Source organism: Flavobacterium sp. 25HG05S-40, from assembly GCF_052654735.1.
Genome location: NZ_CP199750.1, coordinates 1,544,533 through 1,559,190 on the forward strand (window position 1 = coordinate 1,544,533; position 14,658 = coordinate 1,559,190).

Genomic DNA, 14,658 nt, shown 5'->3' on the forward strand with positions numbered 1-14,658 from the left:
AAAACAAAAATGAAAAAGACACTTTTTACAGTTTTTGCCGCTCTTGCTATAGTTGGCGCAAACGCACAGGAAACCACAACAACAGACTCTAGAAGCAAACTTGCCATTGGTGGTAAACTTGGATTTAACTATTCTAATGTTTATGATAGTGAAGGTGAAGATTTTGTTGCCGATGCTAAATTAGGTATTGTAGCCGGAGGATTTGTAACGATTCCGTTAGGTAAACTATTTGCCATTCAGCCCGAAATTTTATATTCTCAAAAAGGATTTAAAGGTTCAGGAACTTTATTGGGCAATTCGTATGAATACAAACGTACCACCGACTATTTAGATGTACCAATTTTTCTTGCGATTAGACCTATTGAGAATTTATCCATCATGGCTGGACCTCAGTTTTCTTATTTACTAAGCGAAAAAAACGAGTTTTCAGGGATTATCAATCAATCACAGGAAGAAGCGTTTGAAAACGACAATATCAGAAAAAACACTTTGTGTTTAATTGGTGGAGTAGATTTCAGTATTGACAAATTGGTAATAGGAGCAAGAGCTGGTTGGGATTTGAAAACCAACAATGGCGACGGTACATCCGATACACCGCGTTACAAAAACTATTGGTATCAATTAACTGTAGGTTACAAATTTTTATAAAAAAAACAAACGTATAATTTAAAATTAAATACAATGAGAAGTTCAAACGACGCATTAAAAGTAGTAGGTGCTCTAGTAATTGGAGCAGCTGCGGGAGCAGCATTAGGAATATTATTTGCACCCAAAAAAGGTTCAGAAACAAGACAAGATATTGCCGACAATGCCAAGAAAATGACCAAAAATCTTAAGAATAAGTTTCAAGGGCAGGTTGATGATTTAAAAGATCAGGTGGCCAAAGCTGAAAAATTTCTTGAAGAAAATATGTCAGATATGAAGGACACAGCGGAAGACAAATGGGCTAATGCGAAAAATAACATTGACCATAAATTGGACAACGTTAAAGACGCTGTAAAATCATAAAAAGCCAAAAATTAAAAACAATAGTATAACCCTTTATCGTTCTAACTATGCAACTCAATGAAAAATTAGAAGCACTCGCAGATAGCCTAAAAGAGTATGCAGATACTAACTATGAGCTTATCAAATTAGAAGTTATTGATCATTCCTCAACGATTATTTCAGGAATCATCACCACATTTATAATTACAGTCATATTAGTGCTGTTTGCTTTTTTCGGAGGCATGTATCTGGCTTATTATTTATCGGATGTATTAGATATAAACTTTATAGGGTTTGCTATTGTTGCTGGTTTTTACCTGATTTTAGCCATCGTTATTTATGCCAACAAGAAGCGTTTTATCGAAAAACCTGTTTGTGACAGTTTCGTCGGAAAAAGAATGTCTGCCAAACCACAACAAACCGCTAAATAGTCATGGAAACTTCAAACAAAACCTGTCATTCTAATTTACTTTGTAGAATCGAAGAATTAAAGATTTTAAAATTGGAACAAGAGCAAAAAATCAAGTACCAATATTCAGATTTGAAAGATTCTCTAAGTTTCGGAAGCCTTATAAAAGAATCCATTTCTCATATAACCGAAAGTAAAGAGACGCAAAGAGATTTATTGAAAATAGCCACTACTACAGGAACCAATTATCTTATTGAAAAAGTTTTAGGAAGCAATAGCAGTATCAAAAGATACTTAGGCTCATTATTGGCTGAAAAAGTTTCCAGTTCTTTTATTGGAAAATTAATAGCAAAGATTTAGTTCTTCTAAGCACTTTTTAGAATGATTTTTAAAAGGCACTCTCTTTAGAGTGCTTTTTTTGTTCAGTTTTTTATTGATTTTTAAATTCAAAGTATAAATAATATTTGTAAACTTTTGCTAAAATTCTATAAGTATCCTCATTTCAAGTAGGTGTAACTTTATAAAAAAGAAATTAGAGCACTATGATTCTCCAACTCAAACCTTCAATATTAGTCGAAACACCATTAGGAACCGGCCAAGCCATTTTTATAATCGATTACGGAATGCATCAAAATACGTGCTGGGTTGTGGCGTTGCAAAGTGATGGCGTTATTAAGCATTTTGATTGTAATGATGTGATTCTTTCCACCAATTATACTTACGGAATGAATCTCAGAAAAAACAACTTTAATCAGCAGGAGCCATCATCCGATAAATAGCTTGAGATTTAACGTATTTTTTAAAAGAGCGCAAGCCAATTTTTTATAAATTCGTAGCACTAAAATCAACAAATGAAAATAGCCATTGTTTGCTATCCAACTTTTGGAGGCAGTGGAGTAGTAGCTACAGAGTTAGGATTGGAATTGGCACGACGTGGTCACGAAATTCATTTTATAACCTATCGTCAACCAGTGCGATTGGCGCTTTTGAATGCGAACGTACATTACCACGAAGTAAATGTTCCTGAATATCCATTGTTTCATTATCAACCCTATGAATTGGCTTTGTCCAGTAAGTTGGTGGATATGGTTAAATTACACAAAATAGAATTGCTTCACGTACATTACGCTATTCCGCATGCTTATGCCGGATACATGGCCAAACAAATGCTAAAAGGGGAAGGCATTGATATTCCCATGGTGACAACGCTTCATGGTACAGATATTACTTTAGTTGGAAATCATCCAGTTTACAAACCTGCGGTTACCTTTAGCATCAATAAATCGGACGTTGTAACATCCGTTTCTCAAAATCTGAAAGACGAAACCAACAAATTATTCAAGATTAAAAAGACTATCCATGTCATTCCAAACTTTATTGAGCTGGATAAAATACGTAACGAAAAATTAATTTCCTGCCAACGCTCTATCATGGCTAAAAAGGAAGAACGTATTATAACGCATATTAGTAATTTCAGAAAGGTAAAACGTATTCCGGATATTATTAAGATATTTTATAAAATTCAGCAACAAATTCCGGCCAAACTGATGATGGTTGGTGACGGACCAGAAAAAGCAAAGGCAGAAGAATTGTGCGAACAACTTGGCATTCAGGATAAAGTAATCTTCTTTGGGAATAGTAACGAGATAGATCAAATCTTGTCGTATTCTGATTTGTTTTTACTACCCTCTGAAACAGAAAGTTTTGGTTTGGCTGCTCTTGAAGCGATGGCCTGGAGTGTTCCGGTAATTTCTAGTAATTCAGGTGGTTTGCCAGAAGTTAATTTTGACGGAGTTTCAGGTTATTTGAGTAACGTAGGCGATATCGATAGTATGGCTGAAAATGCCCTAAAAATTCTTTCTGATGATGCTACTTTAGGGCAGTTTAAAGAAAAAGCGCTAAGTGTTGCGCAGCAATTTGATATCAAAAACATACTTCCGTTGTATGAAGCCTTATATGAACAAGCTTTACAAGATTCCAAATGAGAAAATATCTTTCAATATTCGTAATTTTAGCATTGTATTCGTGTTCGTCTACCAAGAATGCTGTGGACAAACCTTTATTTGAAGTACTTGTAGTAAACCATGATGGTGGTGCCAATATCAAATTTTATGAAATTTTGAGTGAACCCAAAGAAATCCAAATGCTTTTAGGAGATGAAACTTTGGGAAAGTTGATTAAGTCTAAAGACATCGCGGAAAGTAGCTTTCTTGTTCTTAATACCGGACCAACAAAGGAAAGTTATAACCGAATGAAAGTTGAAAAAGTAGTTGAAACAGCCACTCAAATTGAAGTATATCTCAAAGACACGCAAAAGAATGTAGAACCTACGATGATTGATGATAACACCAAATACCCCTATACTGTTGTAAAAGTTAATTCTAAGAAAACGATTGTGATCAAATAAAAAAATCCCGTCTGTTAAGACGGGATTTTTTTATTATACTTGGAGTATGATTACCACTTGTAACGAATACCTAACGCGATGTCCGGACCAAAGTTGTCTTCTCTAAATCGGTTATCACCAGAGTTATTCAAATAAAACTCAGGTCTGAAATCTAAAGACAGTTGAATTGGAGCTTCAGAAAAGTTGTACTCAATCCCGATATCTCCGGCAGCCAATAAGAAAAAGCCTCCGTCATTATCCGGATTACCTGGACCATTATAACTCCAGCTTCCTAAACCAGCTCCAACTCCAGCATACCAGTTGAAACCGCCTTCAATGTTCCAAACCCATTGGTATAAACCTACCAATTTAACAGCATCTATATCTTTGCTATTTCTCCATCCTAAATCAAGCTCTAAACGGTTGTTTTTAGACAAACCTCTTTGATAAGAAACCTCTCCTCCAAAACCATCGTTGTCTCCTAAACGTAGACCTAATGCGTTTTTTGATATATCCTGAGCTTGTGCGCTAAATGCTAATCCGATTAGCATAAAAGCTGATAAAATGATTTTTTTCATTGTTTGTGTTTTAATTAGTTTTGACAAAGGTCTCAAAAACGATGCCAAGAGCCTTTATATAATTTTACAAACTTATTACACAATTTCTGGTTAAACTAACCAGTTGCTATCATTTTTCTTCAGAAAATATTATAGAAGCTATAAGTTGCTGACTGAAATAATCTTCCATTTCAAATAAATCTTCTTCTTCGCGCTCCGTGTGATCTTCATACTTATATAACTTCCATCTTCTATTATTGTACTCTAAAGCAGTCAGATTTTCAACCCAATCACCCGAGTTTAAATAGAGTGTACTTCCGTTTTTGTTTTCTTTGCGAAGAATCTTAGGTTCGTGTATGTGCCCACAAATCACATAATCATATTCTTTCTCAATAGCTAAATCGGTTGCAGTCGTTTCAAAATCAGATATAAATTTCACTGCTGATTTGACACTCGCTTTGATTCTCTTAGAAAAGGAATAGGGTTCTTTCCCCATTTTTTTCAGACACCAATTCACAAATCGATTAATAAGTATCAAATAATCATATCCTAATCCGCCTAATTTGGCTATCCATTTCGAATGCTGTACTGAAGCATCAAAAACATCTCCATGAAATATCCAGGCTTTTTTATAGTCGAGGTCTAAAACAAGTTTGTCTACAACAGAAAAATTTCCAATGCTAGTATCGCTGAACTTTCGCAGCATTTCATCATGATTGCCTGTTACATAATACACTTTTGTCCCTTTAGTAGCCATGTCAATAATGCGCTTGATGACTTTTAAATGAGCTTTGGGGAAATAGGATTTTCGAAATTGCCAAATATCGATGATGTCACCGTTTAACACTAAAATTTTAGGCTTGATTGAGGACAAATAGTAACAAAGTTCGTGAGCGTGTGAGCCAAAAGTACCCAGATGGACATCTGAAATAACAACTACATCTAATTTTCTTTTTTTCAAAATGAATGAATTTAGAGTTTAACAAATTAAATAATCACACGTTAATTGAAGTAAAAGCGAATGTTATCAAATTCCTATTATAAAATTGGTTGTTGGAATTTTTCGACTTTTGACTTTTGACTTTGCGACTTAAAACTCTATATTTGTTTACGCGAGGCTAATAAGGCCGAAGGTTACCAAATAAAAACACTACTAAATGGCCGGAAATAGCTACGGAACTCTTTTTAAACTCACCACATTTGGTGAATCGCATGGCGAAGCTTTAGGAGGCATTATTGATGGTTGTCCTGCCGGAATCACACTTAATTTTCAGGCCATTCAAAGCGAAATGCAACGCAGAAAGCCAGGCCAGTCTTCCATAGTTACCCAACGAAAAGAAGAAGATGAAGTACAGTTCTTATCGGGTATTTTCGAAGGAAAAACCACTGGAACACCGATAGGCTTTATCATCCCAAATACCAATCAAAAGTCAGATGATTATTCGCATATCAAAGACAGTTATCGTCCAAGTCACGCTGATTATGTCTATGAAAAAAAGTACGGCATCCGAGATTATCGCGGTGGCGGAAGAAGCTCCGCTCGAGAAACCGCTTGCCGAGTTGTAGCCGGTGCTGTTGCAAAACAAGTGCTGTCCAACATCAAAATCAATGCGTTTGTTTCTTCTGTCGGTGAAATTTTTATAGACAAGCCTTATCAGGATTTGGATTTTTCGTTAACAGAATCAAATGCTGTGCGTTGTCCGGATAAAGCTACAGCCGAAAAAATGGAGCACTACATCAAGGAAATTAGGAAAGAAGGCGATACTGTGGGCGGAACCATAACTTGTGTTTTGCAAAATGTTCCCCTAGGTTTAGGTGAACCTGTTTTTGACAAACTGCACGCTGAATTAGGCAAGGCCATGCTGTCTATTAATGCCGTGAAAGGCTTTGAATTCGGTAGCGGATTTTGTGGCGCCAAAATGAAAGGTAGCGAGCACAACGATTTATACAACGAAGACGGAACTACCAAAACCAATCTTTCGGGCGGTATTCAAGGCGGTATTTCAAACGGAATGGATATTTACTTTCGAGTGGCTTTCAAACCTGTGGCGACGTTAATTCAACAACAAGAAGTGCTTACAACTGACCATACTTTGGTAGAACAACAAGGAAAAGGCAGGCATGATCCCTGTGTGGTACCAAGAGCCGTTCCTATTGTCGAAGCCATGGCCGCGCTGGTGTTAGCCGATTTTTATCTATTAAACAAAACATATAATTCGAATAATTAGGAGCTATTTCCCGCTATCCGCTACAATCTGTCATTGCCAGAAACGAAGTAATCTCATCACGATTGTCTATAGCAATGTCAGGATTTACACTACTATCGGGGCTAGAAATTTCCATGAATCAAGAAACACTATTTTATGACTACTACAACAACTCCAAAAAAATCCTTTTTATCCAATCTCACAGTACAGATTCTGATTGCTATGCTGCTAGGAGCAATGCTCGGCATCTTTGTACATAACAATTATGACGGTACAGCGGCTAAAGAGTTTAGCGGTTACATCAAAATGTTAGCGACAATTTTTATCCGTTTGGTGCAAATGATTATCTCGCCATTAGTATTTACAACTTTAGTGGTTGGTATTGCTAAGTTGGGCGATATTAAAGCGGTTGGAAGAATAGGAGGTAAGGCTTTGGGATGGTTTTTTACCGCTTCCTTTATTTCTCTTTTAATCGGAATGTTTTGGGTGAATACTTTGCAACCTGGCGTTGGATTAAATTTAGGCAATGTCGATGTTTCAACTGCCAGCGAAGTTGTGGATAAAACTACTGGTTTTTCGGCACAAAATTTTGTAGAGCATATCATCCCTAAAAGTATCGTTGAAGCCATGGCAACCAATGAAATTTTGCAGATTGTCATTTTCTCCATCTTCTTCGGATTAGCCGCAGCTTCTATAGGAAATCATGCCAAACCTGTGGTGAATGCTTTAGACAAAACATCGCATATCGTTTTAAAGATGGTTAACTATGTAATGAAATTTGCTCCAATAGGTGTTTTCGGAGCTATAGCCGGAGTTTTTGCTATTCGAGATTTGAACGAATTACTGTTCACCTATGCGAAATTTTTCGGCTCCTTTTTAGTCGGAATTTCATCGCTTTGGGTGGTTTTGCTGCTAGTAGGCTATATTTTCCTAAAAAGCAGAATGATGACGCTTTTAAAACATATTGTAAGTCCACTGATTATTGCCTTTGGAACCACAAGTTCTGAAGCAGTATTCCCGAAGCTTACCGAAGAATTAGAACGTTTTGGCGTAAAAGATAGAATCGTTTCTTTTATGTTGCCCTTAGGATATTCCTTCAATCTTGATGGTAGTATGATGTACATGACTTTTGCCAGTATTTTTATAGCACAAGCTTACGGTATTCCGCTTGATTTTGGTACACAAATGACCATGCTTTTAGTTTTGATGCTTACCAGTAAAGGAATTGCCGGTGTTCCAAGAGCTAGTTTAGTGGTTGTAGCGGCAACTTGTGGTATGTTTGATATTCCGGTGGAAGGCATCGCTTTAATTCTGCCCATAGACCACTTCTGTGATATGTTTAGAAGTGCTACCAATGTGTTAGGTAATGCTTTAGCCACATCAGTAGTTGGTAAATGGGAAAAAGAGTAAATGCAAAAAACAAAAAAGACTAGTTTACTAGTCTTTTTTGTTTTTACTGTTGATCATAATTAAGATAAAGCCCACCAATCCGGCAATGACTAAAGAAAATACACCAATCATAATAAAGGCACCGTTGTCCCAAGAATACAGTGGAAGCGCTAGTTGTGTCATAATATAAAGAATTTGTTACTCAAAGGTAGCTCTAGTAACAACGGAAAGATATGATATTTATCAGTTTATAAAAATTTGGATTGTAGTTCCCGTGTCGGAATCATACAACTCTCTTTTTTGCCATACCATTGATAACGGTTTCGCGCTACGAAATCATACATCCAATTCAATAAGCCATCCGGAAATATAGAAAACAGCCTCAAACCAGGGTACAATCCTCCTAAATGGTTAACAATTTTAAGGACTGCCTGTGCTTTATGATAATAGGCTATTTTAGGTTCGTACAAGATAATACTATCGATTTTTGAGGCATCGATTCCAAGATAATTCACAATACTAACGCCAAGTTCTGACTGTAGCGATACAAATCGGAACACATCTTTTTTGTCGTGCTTGATGATAAACTGAATAGAGCGCTCACAAAGATTGCAAACGCCGTCAAATAGAATTATCTTTTTGTCATTCGGTAAATCGGATAGTTCCATGTGTTCTATAGTTCAGATTTTATTTGGATTGTACGTATTCTAATTGGTCTAAACTTACCTTTGAAGTGAATACGCCATAGTTCACAACCGCTTTATTCTTTTCAATTTTATCAATGGTTCCAATCGCTTTTCCGTCGGTCATACGAACACGATCTCCAACTTTTAAGATTACTTTGGGTTTTGCTGCTTCCGTTTTTTGAGCCTTAATTTTTTTCTCCTTTTTGGCTACTCGAATTTCGTCTACTTTGACTTTTACTTCCTCAATGACGATTTTTTGGATGATTTCTTTTTCCTTTTTCTCTTTGACCGTAGCCTTTTTACGTTTGGAATTTTCAATTTCAACCATTTTTAAAAACTCACCAATCAAAACCTTTTTGTCTTTATTATTAAAGTATTTTTCTGCGATGTCATCTACCTTTTGCCCAACATAAATAAGACGCTGATTGGCATCGTACAACTCTTGATAACGCTCTAGTTTTTCCTGAATTTTTGAATTTATGGTTTCCATCTTTTTGCCTTCTTCGCGAGCTTTGATTTCTTCTTCTTTCAGATTTAAAGAAGTTTTCTCAAGTTTAGAACGTTCTTTCTGCAGCGTAGCAATGGTTTTGTCAAATCTAACTTTTCCGCCTTCTATTTTCTTTTTAGCGCGATTGATGAGTCCAAACGGAATCCCATTTTTCTGTGCGACTTCAAATGTAAACGAACTTCCGGCTTGACCTAAAATCAATTTATACATCGGCTCTAATGATTTTTCATCAAAAAGCATGTTCGCATTTGACGCAAACGGCAATTCATTGGCCAACATTTTCAAATTAGAATAATGTGTCGTGATAATTCCGAAAGCTTCCCGATGATAAAACTCTTCTAAAAAAACTTCTGCCAAAGCACCACCCAACTCAGGGTCAGAACCCGTTCCGAATTCATCTATTAAAAACAGCGTTTTAGCATTGCACTTTTTCAAAAAGTAGTTCATGTTTTTTAATCGGTAACTGTAGGTACTTAGGTGATTTTCAATAGATTGATTGTCACCAATGTCTGTCAGGATTCGATCAAACAAAAAGGTTGTACTGCGTTCGTGAACCGGAATTAGAATAGCACATTGCAACATCAATTGAAGCAATCCAACAGTTTTTAACGAGATGGTTTTTCCTCCGGCATTCGGTCCCGAAATCACTATAATCCGGTTGTCATTTTTAAGCTCGATGGTTTGAGGATAGGTTTTCTCTTTCTTTTCCAGATTACTCAAAAACAAAATAGGATGGAAGGCGTCTCTGAAATACAAAGTTTTATCTTCTGTAATATTTGGCAGAATGGCATTGATTCTGTGAGCATATTTGGCTTTAGCCGCCACAACATCTATATCGCTGAGAAAGTCTTGGTATTGTTTTAATAAGTCCAAGTAGGGTCGAACATCATTTGATAATTTCTTAAGGATTCGCGTAATTTCCTCTCGCTCTTCATATTCCAAATTACTCAATTCTCTGGAATACCGCAGCGTTGCTTCGGGCTCAACATAGGCTATGCTTCCTGTTTTGGAACTACCCAAAATAGAGCCTTTCACTTTCCTGCGATACATCGCCAAAACGGCTAAAACGCGACGGTTTTCTACAAAGCTTTCTTTGATTTCATCTAAATAGCCCAGCGAATGGTACTGACTCATAGCCTGTCCAAAACTTTGATTGACTTTACCACGAACAACGCTCATATCTCTGCGAATGTTAATCAAATCGGGTGAAGCGTTATCTTTGATTTCTCCGTATTTATCTACGATTTCGTCAATTTTCTGAATGATGTATTTCGTGTATTCTACCTGAGATGCTTTCTCGTTCAGTTTGGGATAATAATCATGAAATTTTTTAAAAAACAGTAATAATACATTCACCGTTTCCGAAAGTGTTGCTATTTTTCTAAAACTGCCCACTTCCAAAAAGCTATCTTCTATGGCAAGGAACTTCAAATCATGGGTCAGATTATCAAATCCGTGATTAGGAATAGCATTGTTGTTCGTAAAGGACGATAGATATTCAGAGGTTTGCACTAAAGCATTCATCAGTGTTTCTTTATCTGAAAAGGGCACAATTTCGAGTGCTTTCTGTTTCCCGATTTCAGTATTGCATCGGTCTGAAATGGTTTGTAAAACGGTGGTAAATTCTAAATCCTGTAATGTTTTTTGGGTAATCGATATCATTAAATCAGTGTCTAAGCCTCAAAGTTACAAAGGATGCGCTCCATATTGCAATAGAAAATGGTATTTTTGGTAAAATTTTAAGAGATGTTTATTAATATACATTCTTCCTGGCAAAATGTACTTTCGGACGAGTTTGATAAGCCTTATTTTGAGCAATTAGTTTCTTTCGTTAAAGGCGAATTTGTCACTAAAAAGTGCTATCCCAAAGAAAGTGAAATCTTTGCTGCTTTTGACCATTGTCCCTACGATAAAGTAAAAGTGGTTATTATCGGTCAGGATCCGTATCACGGATTTGGGCAAGCCAATGGTTTGTGTTTTTCAGTCAATGATGACATGCCTTTTCCTCCTTCATTATCCAATATATTTAAGGAAATTCAAACCGATGTAGCACAACCATTTCCGTTAACGGGAAATCTGGCACGCTGGGCAGATCAAGGTGTTTTATTGCTCAACGCTACTTTAACCGTTAGAGAAAGCGAAGCCGGAAGCCATCAAAATAAAGGATGGGAAACGTTTACCGATGCTGTAATTCAGAAAATATCAGACGAAAAAGAAAATGTAGTGTTCTTACTTTGGGGTGGTTTTGCCAAAAAGAAAGGCGCCAAAATTGACCGCAACAAGCACTATGTTCTAGAGACGGGACATCCTTCACCGCTGAGCGCTAATCGCGGATTATGGTTTGGAAACCAACATTTCACTAAAACGAACAATTACTTAAAGAGTCTCGGAAAAGAACCTATTGTATGGTAATTTTTAGTTAACCGTAAAATTGTAATAACCATCGGCGTTGAGTCCGGTTACAAGTGAATTGATGTTCATAATCAATCGTTTTTTCGGACTTAAGGAACGCAATTCAACACTGTTTTTCGAATCACTGTTATAACCATAACTCAAACGATACGTTCCGGGTAATAGTAACGGAAAGCCAACCTCATATTCATAGGTTTCGTCCGTCGGATTGTATTCGCAGATGCCATAGACATAAGAGCCGTTTTGAGCGTTTCCTTTTACGACATCCAATTGACTGTCACTAACACTCACTACTTCCCATTCTGTCGCGTTTACTTGTCTTTCAATAACATAAGAGAACGCAAATTCGGTGGCACCTGTAGTTTGAAAAATATCGATGAGTGCACCATCATTTAAAATTTTCCAGAAGTCGGCCTTAAGAACTAACTTTTCCCCAACAGTGTATGTTGAAGAGTGAGGTTCCATGGTCACTAAATTGGGAACATCAATATAAACATTGTTGTAGAATCCATCGTCATCAGTGTCGCAATTCGTCATTAAAAAGCCAACAGCCATCAGAACTATATAGTGTATTTTTTTCATCTTTATGTATATTAAAATCGATATCCTAAATTTAAGCCCACTCTTGATATCACATCCGGACTTTTTTCAGTGTTGGTAAGATTTTTACCAAATCCGACGATAAATTCTAAAGCAATACTTTCTTTGAAATACATTTTGTAGCCCAAGCTTCCGCCCAAGCCAAAATCAGTATATTTTGATTTTTTGGTGGTGTAATAATCAGGCAAAGCCATACCAGATACTCGAATAATCTCTTTATAATCACCGCCATTGTAGGAGCCAAAAACTTCTGCAAAATAGTATCGCGACTTACTTTTAGACAAAGCATAGCGTACATAAGGATTGAATTCAAATTTCGGAACGTTATTACGGTATCCGTTGTCAAAATCGTCGTTTAATTTTTGACTGTTCGAAAAGTTTACATTAAATCCGGTTGACCAGTCTTTTCCAAAAAAGCGTTCGTAACTTAAACTCGCTTTAGTATAGACAATCGCAGACAAGACGTCTACACGAAATTCATTCTTTTTATCGTCTAGCGCACTTTTTGTTTCAGTCTCTTGCGCTTGTGATGCCATTGAAATCAGGAGAAACAGGCAAACTATTTTTTTCATTGCAGGTCATTTTAGTAGAAACGAAGATAGTAAATAATTATAAACAAGTGCACAGTAATTCGCGGTTAATCCAAAGTTAAAGCGCCCAGAATTTCCTCATTCATAAATGGTCCACCCGGATATTTGGCAGTGTAATCTAAGTTAAGCCAAATATTCCCGCGCTCATCGATGTGATAATTGATGGGTTTGTGCTTACTCTCTAAAGGAAATAAGTCTTTTTTGATGGCGTAATTGATGTGCTCTAAATCTTTTTTGGTTCCGATTAATAACTCGGGATAAATATGTCCTTTCGTATGTATTAACCGAACAGTTCCGCCAACCGATTTGATACAAGCCGCCATGAATACCGAATGATCGTCACAATCACCGGAAAGATATTCCAAAGATTCGGTTGCTTTAGCAATATAATCGTGTCCTTTGGGATCCCGAACGTATTTCCAGCGTGTATTGATTTCTTTAAAAACGGCAAATGAGTGTACGATGGTAAAATAGTCATAATAGCCTTTCACGTCTTTAAAGTGTTTGTTAATGGCCATCAACGAAAAGTTTCTAATTTTCGGATTTTGATATTCTACGGCATCAAGAATTTTTGATTTATTCGGAAAAGGCAACAGTTTTCCAATGACAATGTCCTGTGGATACGGATTTTCATCCATCGTGTACATCATCGAACGGTAATCTTCAAAGACACTTTGAAAGGTATATTTCCCAGATAAGGTTCCGATAAGAAGTAAAATTAAATAGAGGATAACCGAAATCAACGTTATTCTTCTCATCGCACGGAGAATAAGCTGTATTAAGATTAAAATAAGAAGAAACAATAAAATTCTATCAACAGAATGCGCCCAATCTAGTGTAATCAGGTTATGATGGGCAATGATAAATATCGGAATAGTAATCAAAATATTCAGAATAAAGATGATAATCATGTCCCACGGACTCTTTATCCTGAATTTTTCTCTAAGTTGTTGATAAGTAAGATTTCCGAATTTTATCATGTTGCCACTGGCAAAAGCTAAACGGCTTTCACTATTGCAGCAAAAGTACCCTTTTTATCGATTATTTTGAGGTCAAACAATTGATTTTGGATATTGTTTAACACTTTTTCTTCTAAAGGTTTTTGAGACCATTTGGTTAGTTGGAGCCATTGTTGAATATCTTCCAATTTTTGATGGTATTTGGAAGCCAAAGTTCTGTCAATGCTGGGAATGCTCTTGAATTCAGCGGTGGTCGCGTTGATAGTTTCTAAAATAAGCGCAACAGATTGTTGGTTGTTTTTCAGAAATTCATTGCGCACTGCAATTACAAAACAAGGCCAAGGAGATGGACAATCAGCAACACGACGAAAAATACCTTTGTCGACCAAAGGTTGCGTCATAAAACGCTCCCACATAAAGTAATCGGCTGTTCCATTGGTTAAAGCTTCAACAGCGCCATCAAGTGTGTTGACAATTTCAAATTGTAGTTCTTCGGTAGCCCAATTTTGATTTTGAGCATTCACATACGCCATCAAATGCGAACCCGAACCATAACGGGAAATAGCGGCTTTGGTATTTTCTAAATCGGATAAGGCTTGGTAGTCGGATTTCGCGGCTACGTGAATTCCCCATATAAGCGGACTTTCCACATATACCTGTACAATAGCACAATCATTTCCCGCTACGATATCTTTCACAATACCTTCGCTTAAAATTACTGCCATATCCGTTTCACCATCGCGAAGCATTTGACACATTTTCCCAGTGCCTTCTGGAATGTCCGTCCATTGTAAATCAATACCCATTTTTTCAAACTCGCCATTGTCAATACACAGTTGCCACGGTAAGTTGAAATGCTCGGGAACACCAGCTATTTTGATTGTTTTCATTTAGATTGTTTGATTGTATGATACTTTATTGTCTTTCCCGCGAAGGCGGGAATCTATTTATTTTAGCTGTGGATTCCC

19 protein-coding genes are annotated in these 14,658 nt (G+C 36.7%); 10 read left to right on the plus strand and 9 right to left on the minus strand.

What is annotated here, in order from left to right:
- Positions 1–9: 9 nt before the first annotated feature.
- From ACULEU_RS06625 to ACULEU_RS06655, 7 genes are all read left to right on the plus strand, one after another.
- Positions 10–648 (plus strand): porin family protein, encoded by a 639-nt coding sequence (locus ACULEU_RS06625; RefSeq protein WP_445454661.1) that lies wholly within the window; start codon positions 10–12, stop codon positions 646–648.
- Positions 649–681: 33 nt separating this feature from the next.
- Positions 682–1,008, plus strand: a complete 327-nt coding sequence (locus ACULEU_RS06630; protein WP_445454662.1) for a YtxH domain-containing protein — start codon at positions 682–684, stop codon at positions 1,006–1,008.
- 47 nt (positions 1,009–1,055) lie between these two features.
- Positions 1,056–1,418: a phage holin family protein gene (locus ACULEU_RS06635; RefSeq protein ID WP_445454663.1), complete on the plus strand. Its 363-nt coding sequence runs from the start codon at positions 1,056–1,058 to the stop codon at positions 1,416–1,418.
- A 2-nt stretch (positions 1,419–1,420) separates the two neighbouring features.
- Entirely contained in the window at positions 1,421–1,756 is a 336-nt protein-coding gene (locus ACULEU_RS06640) for a hypothetical protein (RefSeq protein WP_445454664.1), read from the plus strand.
- Positions 1,757–1,938: 182 nt separating this feature from the next.
- A complete protein-coding gene (locus ACULEU_RS06645; RefSeq protein WP_445454665.1) occupies positions 1,939–2,175 on the plus strand; it encodes a hypothetical protein in 237 nt (78 codons plus the stop codon).
- A gap of 72 nt (positions 2,176–2,247) precedes the next feature.
- Entirely contained in the window at positions 2,248–3,381 is a 1,134-nt protein-coding gene (gene bshA, locus ACULEU_RS06650; RefSeq protein ID WP_445454666.1) for an N-acetyl-alpha-D-glucosaminyl L-malate synthase BshA, read from the plus strand.
- The gene (locus tag ACULEU_RS06655; protein WP_445454667.1) at positions 3,378–3,803 is read left to right on the plus strand and encodes a protease complex subunit PrcB family protein; all 426 of its coding nucleotides are present in this window, start codon (positions 3,378–3,380) and stop codon (positions 3,801–3,803) included. The genes bshA and ACULEU_RS06655 overlap by 4 nt, the downstream gene beginning before the upstream one ends.
- Positions 3,804–3,853: 50 nt before the next feature.
- Here ACULEU_RS06655 and ACULEU_RS06660 read toward each other — a convergent pair whose 3' ends face one another.
- Both ACULEU_RS06660 and ACULEU_RS06665 read right to left on the minus strand, forming a co-directional pair.
- On the minus strand, positions 3,854–4,360 hold the full coding sequence (locus ACULEU_RS06660; RefSeq protein ID WP_445454668.1) for a hypothetical protein: 507 nt from the start codon (positions 4,358–4,360) through the stop codon (positions 3,854–3,856).
- 109 nt (positions 4,361–4,469) lie between these two features.
- The gene (locus ACULEU_RS06665) at positions 4,470–5,300 is read right to left on the minus strand and encodes a UDP-2,3-diacylglucosamine diphosphatase (RefSeq protein WP_445454669.1); all 831 of its coding nucleotides are present in this window, start codon (positions 5,298–5,300) and stop codon (positions 4,470–4,472) included.
- A gap of 196 nt (positions 5,301–5,496) precedes the next feature.
- Between ACULEU_RS06665 and aroC the strand changes: the two genes are divergently transcribed.
- A complete protein-coding gene (gene aroC, locus ACULEU_RS06670; RefSeq protein WP_445454670.1) occupies positions 5,497–6,567 on the plus strand; it encodes a chorismate synthase in 1,071 nt (356 codons plus the stop codon).
- 135 nt (positions 6,568–6,702) lie between these two features.
- Positions 6,703–7,956: a dicarboxylate/amino acid:cation symporter gene (locus ACULEU_RS06675; protein WP_445454671.1), complete on the plus strand. Its 1,254-nt coding sequence runs from the start codon at positions 6,703–6,705 to the stop codon at positions 7,954–7,956.
- Between the two features lie 27 nt (positions 7,957–7,983).
- Here the strand turns inward: ACULEU_RS06675 and ACULEU_RS06680 are convergent, their stop codons facing one another.
- From ACULEU_RS06680 to ACULEU_RS06690, 3 genes are all read right to left on the minus strand, one after another.
- Positions 7,984–8,118, minus strand: a complete 135-nt coding sequence (locus ACULEU_RS06680) for a hypothetical protein (protein ID WP_445454672.1) — start codon at positions 8,116–8,118, stop codon at positions 7,984–7,986.
- Positions 8,119–8,183: 65 nt separating this feature from the next.
- Complete coding sequence (locus ACULEU_RS06685) at positions 8,184–8,603, minus strand: thiol-disulfide oxidoreductase DCC family protein (RefSeq protein WP_445454673.1); 420 nt, start codon at positions 8,601–8,603, stop codon at positions 8,184–8,186.
- 19 nt (positions 8,604–8,622) lie between these two features.
- Positions 8,623–10,791 carry an endonuclease MutS2 gene (locus ACULEU_RS06690; RefSeq protein ID WP_445454674.1) on the minus strand — a complete coding sequence of 723 codons (2,169 nt, stop codon included), beginning with the start codon at positions 10,789–10,791 and terminating at the stop codon, positions 8,623–8,625.
- An 84-nt stretch (positions 10,792–10,875) separates the two neighbouring features.
- Between ACULEU_RS06690 and ACULEU_RS06695 the strand changes: the two genes are divergently transcribed.
- Positions 10,876–11,541 (plus strand): uracil-DNA glycosylase, encoded by a 666-nt coding sequence (locus ACULEU_RS06695; RefSeq protein WP_445454675.1) that lies wholly within the window; start codon positions 10,876–10,878, stop codon positions 11,539–11,541.
- Between the two features lie 3 nt (positions 11,542–11,544).
- Here ACULEU_RS06695 and ACULEU_RS06700 read toward each other — a convergent pair whose 3' ends face one another.
- The 4 genes from ACULEU_RS06700 to ACULEU_RS06715 all read right to left on the minus strand — a co-directional run bounded on the left by ACULEU_RS06700 (position 11,545) and on the right by ACULEU_RS06715 (position 14,580).
- The gene (locus ACULEU_RS06700) at positions 11,545–12,123 is read right to left on the minus strand and encodes a hypothetical protein (protein WP_445454676.1); all 579 of its coding nucleotides are present in this window, start codon (positions 12,121–12,123) and stop codon (positions 11,545–11,547) included.
- Positions 12,124–12,134: 11 nt separating this feature from the next.
- Positions 12,135–12,713 (minus strand): DUF3575 domain-containing protein, encoded by a 579-nt coding sequence (locus ACULEU_RS06705; protein ID WP_445454677.1) that lies wholly within the window; start codon positions 12,711–12,713, stop codon positions 12,135–12,137.
- A 65-nt stretch (positions 12,714–12,778) separates the two neighbouring features.
- A complete protein-coding gene (locus ACULEU_RS06710; RefSeq protein WP_445454678.1) occupies positions 12,779–13,711 on the minus strand; it encodes a transglutaminase in 933 nt (310 codons plus the stop codon).
- Between the two features lie 17 nt (positions 13,712–13,728).
- Positions 13,729–14,580 carry a substrate-binding domain-containing protein gene (locus ACULEU_RS06715; RefSeq protein WP_445454679.1) on the minus strand — a complete coding sequence of 284 codons (852 nt, stop codon included), beginning with the start codon at positions 14,578–14,580 and terminating at the stop codon, positions 13,729–13,731.
- Positions 14,581–14,658: the final 78 nt, after the last annotated feature.

Bases quoted from the DNA above. Each gene is read 5' to 3' on its own strand.
- ACULEU_RS06625 (WP_445454661.1), top strand. From the start codon at position 10: ATGAAAAAGACACTTTTTACAGTTTTTGCCGCTCTTGCTATAGTTGGC.
- ACULEU_RS06630 (WP_445454662.1), top strand. From the start codon at position 682: ATGAGAAGTTCAAACGACGCATTAAAAGTAGTAGGTGCTCTAGTAATT.
- ACULEU_RS06635 (WP_445454663.1), top strand. From the start codon at position 1,056: ATGCAACTCAATGAAAAATTAGAAGCACTCGCAGATAGCCTAAAAGAG.
- ACULEU_RS06640 (WP_445454664.1), top strand. From the start codon at position 1,421: ATGGAAACTTCAAACAAAACCTGTCATTCTAATTTACTTTGTAGAATC.
- ACULEU_RS06645 (WP_445454665.1), top strand. From the start codon at position 1,939: ATGATTCTCCAACTCAAACCTTCAATATTAGTCGAAACACCATTAGGA.
- bshA (WP_445454666.1), top strand. From the start codon at position 2,248: ATGAAAATAGCCATTGTTTGCTATCCAACTTTTGGAGGCAGTGGAGTA.
- ACULEU_RS06655 (WP_445454667.1), top strand. From the start codon at position 3,378: ATGAGAAAATATCTTTCAATATTCGTAATTTTAGCATTGTATTCGTGT.
- ACULEU_RS06660 (WP_445454668.1), bottom strand. From the start codon at position 4,360: ATGAAAAAAATCATTTTATCAGCTTTTATGCTAATCGGATTAGCATTT.
- aroC (WP_445454670.1), top strand. From the start codon at position 5,497: ATGGCCGGAAATAGCTACGGAACTCTTTTTAAACTCACCACATTTGGT.
- ACULEU_RS06675 (WP_445454671.1), top strand. From the start codon at position 6,703: ATGACTACTACAACAACTCCAAAAAAATCCTTTTTATCCAATCTCACA.
- ACULEU_RS06680 (WP_445454672.1), bottom strand. From the start codon at position 8,118: ATGACACAACTAGCGCTTCCACTGTATTCTTGGGACAACGGTGCCTTT.
- ACULEU_RS06685 (WP_445454673.1), bottom strand. From the start codon at position 8,603: ATGGAACTATCCGATTTACCGAATGACAAAAAGATAATTCTATTTGAC.
- ACULEU_RS06690 (WP_445454674.1), bottom strand. From the start codon at position 10,791: ATGATATCGATTACCCAAAAAACATTACAGGATTTAGAATTTACCACC.
- ACULEU_RS06695 (WP_445454675.1), top strand. From the start codon at position 10,876: ATGTTTATTAATATACATTCTTCCTGGCAAAATGTACTTTCGGACGAG.
- ACULEU_RS06700 (WP_445454676.1), bottom strand. From the start codon at position 12,123: ATGAAAAAAATACACTATATAGTTCTGATGGCTGTTGGCTTTTTAATG.
- ACULEU_RS06705 (WP_445454677.1), bottom strand. From the start codon at position 12,713: ATGAAAAAAATAGTTTGCCTGTTTCTCCTGATTTCAATGGCATCACAA.
- ACULEU_RS06710 (WP_445454678.1), bottom strand. From the start codon at position 13,711: ATGATAAAATTCGGAAATCTTACTTATCAACAACTTAGAGAAAAATTC.
- ACULEU_RS06715 (WP_445454679.1), bottom strand. From the start codon at position 14,580: ATGAAAACAATCAAAATAGCTGGTGTTCCCGAGCATTTCAACTTACCG.